The 6,182-nt window shown below is 66.6% G+C and carries 6 protein-coding genes; all 6 read left to right on the forward strand.

What is annotated here, in order from left to right; genetic code table 11:
• The first annotated feature begins 51 nt into the window (after positions 1-51).
• Positions 52-1,347, forward strand: coding sequence for an ABC transporter substrate-binding protein (locus FHJ30_RS01950; RefSeq protein ID WP_139027578.1), 1,296 nt, complete (start codon positions 52-54; stop codon positions 1,345-1,347).
• 111 nt (positions 1,348-1,458) lie between these two features.
• Positions 1,459-2,412, forward strand: a complete 954-nt coding sequence (locus FHJ30_RS01955) for a carbohydrate ABC transporter permease (protein ID WP_240793540.1) — start codon at positions 1,459-1,461, stop codon at positions 2,410-2,412.
• Positions 2,409-3,287 (forward strand): carbohydrate ABC transporter permease, encoded by an 879-nt coding sequence (locus FHJ30_RS01960; protein WP_139027579.1) that lies wholly within the window; start codon positions 2,409-2,411, stop codon positions 3,285-3,287. Before FHJ30_RS01955 ends, FHJ30_RS01960 begins: the two co-directional genes overlap by 4 nt.
• A 6-nt stretch (positions 3,288-3,293) precedes the next feature.
• Positions 3,294-4,442 (forward strand): galactonate dehydratase, encoded by a 1,149-nt coding sequence (gene dgoD / locus FHJ30_RS01965; RefSeq protein ID WP_139027580.1) that lies wholly within the window; start codon positions 3,294-3,296, stop codon positions 4,440-4,442.
• 53 nt (positions 4,443-4,495) lie between these two features.
• Positions 4,496-5,167 (forward strand): bifunctional 4-hydroxy-2-oxoglutarate aldolase/2-dehydro-3-deoxy-phosphogluconate aldolase, encoded by a 672-nt coding sequence (locus FHJ30_RS01970; RefSeq protein WP_139027581.1) that lies wholly within the window; start codon positions 4,496-4,498, stop codon positions 5,165-5,167.
• The gene (locus tag FHJ30_RS01975; protein WP_240793541.1) at positions 5,164-6,165 is read left to right on the forward strand and encodes a sugar kinase; all 1,002 of its coding nucleotides are present in this window, start codon (positions 5,164-5,166) and stop codon (positions 6,163-6,165) included. The genes FHJ30_RS01970 and FHJ30_RS01975 overlap by 4 nt, the downstream gene beginning before the upstream one ends.
• The last annotated feature ends 17 nt before the right edge of the window (positions 6,166-6,182 follow it).

A 6,182-nucleotide genomic window follows, 5' to 3' on the forward strand; every position in this document is an offset into this window, starting at 1 on the left:
GTAGGGCGGCTGGACAGTGACGTCAGCCCTCAGAAAGCAAAGGGAGTCGTAATGAAGCGACGTTCAATCGTGAAGTACGCGGCAGTCGCCGCAGCACTTTCGTTGGGGCTGACCGCCTGCAGCGGGGGCGGCGGAAGCACGGACGCCAAGGAATCAGGCACGGTACGGGTCACGCTGGCCAACCACGTCTGGACTGAAGGCATCAAGGCAGCCATTCCGGACTTCGAGAAGTCCAGCGGGCTCAAGGTGGAATTGACCCAGCTCGGCGAAGACCAGCTCTCGGACCAGTACAACGTCAAGCTCAACGCCGGCAGCGACGAGATCGACGTGATGATGTACCGCCCGCTCCAGGAAGGCAAGGCCTTCGCCAAGAACGGCTACCTGGCCGACCTGACCGAAAAGGTGTCCTCCGATTCCGGCTGGGACTGGAAGGACTACCAGGAAGGCCCGGTCAAGGCCACCACCGCCGACGGCAAGGTTGTAGGCGTCCCGATCATCACCGAGCGCGAGGTCCTCTACTACCGCAAGGACCTGCTGCAGGCCGCCGGCCTCCAGGTTCCCAAGACCATGGAGGAGCTCGAGGCGGCAGCCAAGGCCATCAAGGCGTCCAACCCCGACGTCGCCGGCTTCGTGGCCCGCACCGGCAAGTCCGCCGCCGTCACCCAGTTCTCCAGCTTCCTGTACAGCTTCGGCGGTGACTTCACCGACTCCAGCGGAAAGTCCGCCGTCAACTCGGACGCTGCAAAGAAGGCCTACGGATACTACGGCGGCCTCATCAGGAACTACGGCCCTGCCAACGTCAGCACGGACATGAGCTGGCCCGAGGCTATGGCGATCTTCACCCAGGGCAAAGCCGCCTTCTACACTGAGGCGGACTCGCTCTACAAGAACGCCACTGATCCGGCCAAGTCCAAGGTTGCGGACACTGTTGGGTTCGCACCCCTGCCCGCAGGTCCCGCCGGTTCCAAGCCCTACAACATCCCCTCATGGGGCCTGGCCGTCAACGAGGCGTCCAGCAACCAGGACAACGCATGGAAGTTCATCCAGTGGGCAACGGGCAAGGAACGTACCCTGGCCGCGCAGAAGGCCGGTGTTCCCGGACCCCGGACTTCCGTCTGGGCGAACGCTGAAGGTACCTCCACCTACCCGAAGGACCTCGCCGAAGCCATCGCCGTGAGCGCGAAGAACGGTGTTGGGCATGACCGTCCCCAGGTTGTCACCGTGGGCAAGGCCAGGGAAATTGTTGGCGAGCCGATCGTAGCCAGCATCACCGGCGCCGATCCCTCCGCGGCAGCCGACTCGGCCCACGAAGCGTTCCAGAAGTTCCTGGACAGCGAAAAGAAGTAACCCCGCAGGCGCCCGCGCCTGCGTCGGTCACACCCTGCACCACAGCCCGGCGGGACGGCGGCCCTGTCGCCGTCCCGCCGCGGACCGCACCCCCAACTCCTTAGGTGAACCATGTCCGTAACGAACGCTCCCCGCAGCGCTCCCGCCCGCAGCGCCGGCCGCCCTCCCAGCGTTGGGGGGAACATCTCCGCCTGGTCCAACCGGCACCGCAAGTGGCTTTTTGCGGCCCCCGCGATGATGTTCGTCGGCGTCCTGATTGTCTTCCCCCTGGTGTGGACCCTGTACTTGAGCCTCACCGATTCGCAGGGCTCCGTCCGCGCCGCCACGGAGTTCATCGGCCTCCAGAACTACCTCACTGTCCTCACCGACACGGAGCGGTTCTGGCCGGCAGTGGGCCGCACGCTGACCTTCACCGGCGTGGCGCTGGTCTGCGAGGTTGTGCTCGGCATGGGCATCGCCCTGCTCCTGTGGCGTCCCTTCCGCGGCGAAAAGTGGGTCCGCGTGGCAATCCTGCTTCCGCTGGTGGCCACCCCGGTTGCCGTCGGCATGATGTGGCGCCTGATCTTCGATCCGAACATCGGCTTCGCCAATCAGCTGCTGGGAATGATCGGCATTCCACCGCAGCCCTGGCTTTCCGGCCAGGACACCGCCCTTGGCACCACCATCTTCATGGACGTGTGGCAGTGGACCCCCATGGTGGTGCTGATCCTCCTCGCCGGACTGACGTCCCTCTCCGATGAGCCTGACGAGGCTGCCCGCGTGGACGGCGCCAACGCCTTCCAGCGCTTCTTCTACATCACGCTGCCCCTCATGATGCCCACCGTGATCGTTGCCATCCTGCTCCGCGGCATTGATGCCCTGAAGACCTTTGACATCCTGTACGCCACCAAGGGCAAGGGCGGCGGATCCTTCAACGAAGTGGAAACCCTGAACGTCTACGCCTACGGCCTGAGCTTCGACTACAACCAGTATGGGCTGTCCTCCGCCGTCTTGATCCTGTTCTTCATGATCATCATCGGCTCGATGTGGCTGCTGACCATGCGCAAGAAAGCGGTAAGCAAATGACCGTCCTGACCCCAAGCCAAACGTCCGGAACGCCCCAGGTGCTGCACCGCCGTCGGAAGCCCCTGTCCGTCAGGCTCTACAAGGTCTTCCGGGTTGCAGCACTCATTGCCGTGGTGCTGTTCCTCCTCGCCCCGTTGTTCTGGATGTTCCTCGCCTCCCTCAAGACCAACGTGGACATCTACGACACGGGCAAGGCCCTCTTCTTCACGCCCACCGGCGAGAACTACGCCAACGTCCTCCAGCGGAACAACTACTTTGTCTTCATCTTCAACAGCTTCTGGGTGGCCTTCGTTTCCACCGCGCTGTCGATCGTCCTTGGGGTTCCCGCCGCCTATGCGATGAGCCGTTTCACCATGCACCGCTCCGCCCTCGTGGTCCTGATGGCCCGCGTGATCCCGGGCGTGTCCCTGCTGGTGCCGTGGTACTACGTATTCTCCAACCTGCGGATGGTGGGCCGTTTCGAGGTGCTGATCCTCAGCCACATGTTCGTGGCCCTGCCGCTGATCGTCTACATCATGATGAGCTACTTCGATTCCCTGCCGCTGGAGCTGGAGGAGTCCGCGCAGGTGGACGGGCTCACCCCGATCGGCGCGTTCCGCCTCATCACGCTGCCGCTCTCGGTCGCCGGCATCGCCACCGCCGGGATCCTCTCGTTCATCTTTTCCTGGAACAACTTCATGTTTGCCCTGGTGCTTTCCGGCTCCAGCACCAAGACGCTGCCCGTGGCCATCTTCGACTTCGTGTCCTACGCCAGCATCGACTGGGGCGGCCTGATGGCCGCCGCCACCGTGGTCACCATCCCGATCATGATCATTGCGCTGTTCACGCAGAAATACATCGTTTCCGGCCTCACCGCCGGCGCCACCAAGGGCTAGGCAAAAATGACGCTCATCAGCAGGATTGAAACCTTCCTCGTCGCGCCGCGCTGGCTCTTCGTCCGGATCGAGACTGACAGTGGGATTGTCGGCTGGGGAGAGGCGACGTGCGAAGGCCGCAGCGAAACGGTGCGCACCGCCGTCGAACAGCTCGCCGAACTACTGATCGGCAATGACGCGCTGCGGATCGAAGACCACTGGCAGGTGATGACCAAAGGGTCCTTCTACCGCGGGGGGCCTATCCTCGCCAGCGCCGTATCGGGCCTGGACCAGGCCCTCTGGGACATCGCCGGCAAGTACTTCAACGCGCCCGTGCACCAACTGCTGGGCGGCCACGTCCGTGACCGCATCCGGATGTACGGCTGGGTGGGCGGCGACGAACCCAACGAGGTGGCCGACCAGATCAGCGCGCAGCTGGAGGTGGGCCTCACCGCGGTGAAGATGAATGCCAGCGGGCGGATGAGCCCCATCGCCTCGGTTGCAGAGCTCGACGGCGTTGTCCGCCGGGTGGCCGCCGCCCGCGAAGTCCTTGGTGAGCACCGCGACGTTGCCGTGGATTTCCACGGCCGCTTCAGCCTCGCCAACGCCCGCCGAGTGGCGCCGCTGCTGGAACCGTACCGGCCTTTCTTCCTCGAAGAGCCCGTGGTCCCGGAGAACACCCACCTCCTGCGGGAATTCACGTCGTCCACCACCACGCCGGTCTCCACCGGCGAGCGGCTCTACAGCCGGCAGGAATTCCTGCCCGCGCTGCAGGCCGGCATCGCCGTGGCCCAGCCGGACCTCTCCCACGCGGGCGGCATCACGGAGGTCCGCAAGATCGCCTCGCTGGCCGAGGTTTATGAAGTCCAGCTGGCACCGCACTGCCCGCTGGGGCCGCTGGCACTCGCCGCGTGCCTGCAGGTGGGCTTCGCGACGCCCAACTTCCTGATCCAGGAACAGAGCATCGGCATCCACTACAACAAGGGCGCCGAGGTCCTGGACTACGTGGTGGACAAAACGCCGCTGAAGTTCGTGAACGGGCACATCGAACGGCTCACCGGCCCCGGCCTGGGCATCGAGATCGACGAAGCCGTGGTTCGGGCGGCGGACAAGCGCGGACACGCCTGGCGGGGTCCGGTGTGGCGCCAGCCGGACGGCGCTTTCGCAGAATGGTGACGGCCTGGACTGCGGGCACGGACACGGACACCCCTCAAAAGGAGAAGCACAGCATGGAGAACACCCTGACCCCCGAGGACCTGCTGGCCGGGGTGCGCCGGACCAGGCTGGTGGCGATCGTGCGCGGAACGGACGGCGCGGCCGCGGGGAGGGCCGCCCTCGCGGCGATGGAGGAGGGCTTCAAGTACGTTGAAATCGCCCTCACCACGCCGGGGGCCCTCAAGGCGATCGGCGAGGTGCGCGCAGCTGCTCCCGCCGGGTGCTTCGTGGGTGCCGGGACCGTGCTGACAAAGCAGGACGCGGAAGACGTCGAATCCGCAGGCGGCCAGTTCATAGTCACCCCGTCGCTCGCTCCCTCCATCGAGGCGGCGGCCGGTCGGGGCATTGCCGTCCTGGCCGGGGCCCTCACCCCCAGCGAGGCCTTCGAAGCGATGAGCCGCGGCGCCGCGGCAATCAAGCTTTTCCCCGCCTCCATCGGCGGGCCCGGCTATCTGAAGGCGCTGCGCGATCCGTTCCCGGACATCCCTTTCATCGCCGTGGGCGGCGTCGGACTCGATGAAGCCGCCGGATACTGGGGAGCCGGTGCCATCGCGGTGGGGCTGGGAGGCCCGCTGTTCGGAGACGCCGCATCCGGCGGCGACCTTGCTGCCATGCGCGGGCGCGCGCGCCGCTTCGTCGCCCTTGCCGCGGAATACAACGGGCGCGCCGCGAAGGGCCTGCGGTGACTGCCGCCGTCGGACACCCCTCGGCGCCCGGAGCCGTTGATCTCCTGACCTTCGGCGAGTCCATGGTCTCGCTGCGCTCCGCCGGGCCCCTGTCCGCCGGCGGCGCCCTGGGCATGCACGTGGCCGGTGCCGAGTCGAACGTGGCCGTCGGCGTCGCACGGCTCGGGCACAGCGTCACCTGGGCCGGCGTTGTGGGTGCCGATCCGCACGGCGAGTTCATCCTCCGCCAACTCCGTGCCGAGGGGGTGCGGCTGGAGCACCGCGCGGACGCTTCCCGCCGGACCGGGTTGATGTTCCTTGAACAACGCACCGCCGACGTGACGCGCGCCTTCTACTACCGCTCCGGCTCCGCAGGGTCAACACTGTGCCCGGAGGATGTGGAACCTGCCCTCCACGCGGGCGCCCGCATCCTCCACCTGACCGGCATCACGGCCGCCCTCAGCCCGGAGTCCCGGAAGGCCGTGGAATACGCCGCCGAACAAGCCGCCGGCGCCGGCGCCGTGGTGTCCATCGACGTCAACTACCGCAGCAAGCTCTGGTCCCGGGAAGAGGCACGGAAGGTGCTGGCACCGCTGCTGAGGCATGCCAGCATTGTGATTGCTTCCGACGACGAACTTGGCCTGGTTGCCGCCGCACCGGATGGTGCGCCAGGAGCCGGCCCCGGTGAATCGGCGATGGTCGCCGAAATCCTGGGGCTCGGAGTGCGCGAAGTGGTGGTCAAGCGGGGCGCGGCCGGCGCCAGCGTCCACACCGCCGAGGGCCGGTGGGATGTCCCGGCCGTCCCGGTCACCAGCATCGACACGGTAGGAGCCGGTGACGCCTTCACCGCCGGCTACCTGTCCGCCTTGCTCGACGGTGCCGACGTGCCCGGCCGCCTGGAGCGCGGCGCCCTCACCGGGGCCTTCGCCGTGAGCACCGCGGGGGACTGGGAAGGCCTTCCCAACAGGTCGGAACTTGCCCTGCTGGGAACCACTCCCAGCGGAACCACCCAACGTTGATCCGTTCGAGCTCCACC

Origin of the sequence: Arthrobacter sp. BB-1, assembly GCF_006151685.1 — a bacterium.
Taxonomy (GTDB): Bacteria; Actinomycetota; Actinomycetes; order Actinomycetales; family Micrococcaceae; genus Arthrobacter.

What these genes read in the sequence shown, in the direction of transcription:
- FHJ30_RS01950 (WP_139027578.1), top strand. Translation starts at nt 52, where the DNA reads ATGAAGCGACGTTCAATCGTGAAGTACGCGGCAGTCGCCGCAGCACTT.
- FHJ30_RS01970 (WP_139027581.1), top strand. Translation starts at nt 4,496, where the DNA reads ATGGAGAACACCCTGACCCCCGAGGACCTGCTGGCCGGGGTGCGCCGG.
- FHJ30_RS01955 (WP_240793540.1), top strand. Translation starts at nt 1,459, where the DNA reads ATGTCCGTAACGAACGCTCCCCGCAGCGCTCCCGCCCGCAGCGCCGGC.
- FHJ30_RS01960 (WP_139027579.1), top strand. Translation starts at nt 2,409, where the DNA reads ATGACCGTCCTGACCCCAAGCCAAACGTCCGGAACGCCCCAGGTGCTG.
- dgoD (WP_139027580.1), top strand. Translation starts at nt 3,294, where the DNA reads ATGACGCTCATCAGCAGGATTGAAACCTTCCTCGTCGCGCCGCGCTGG.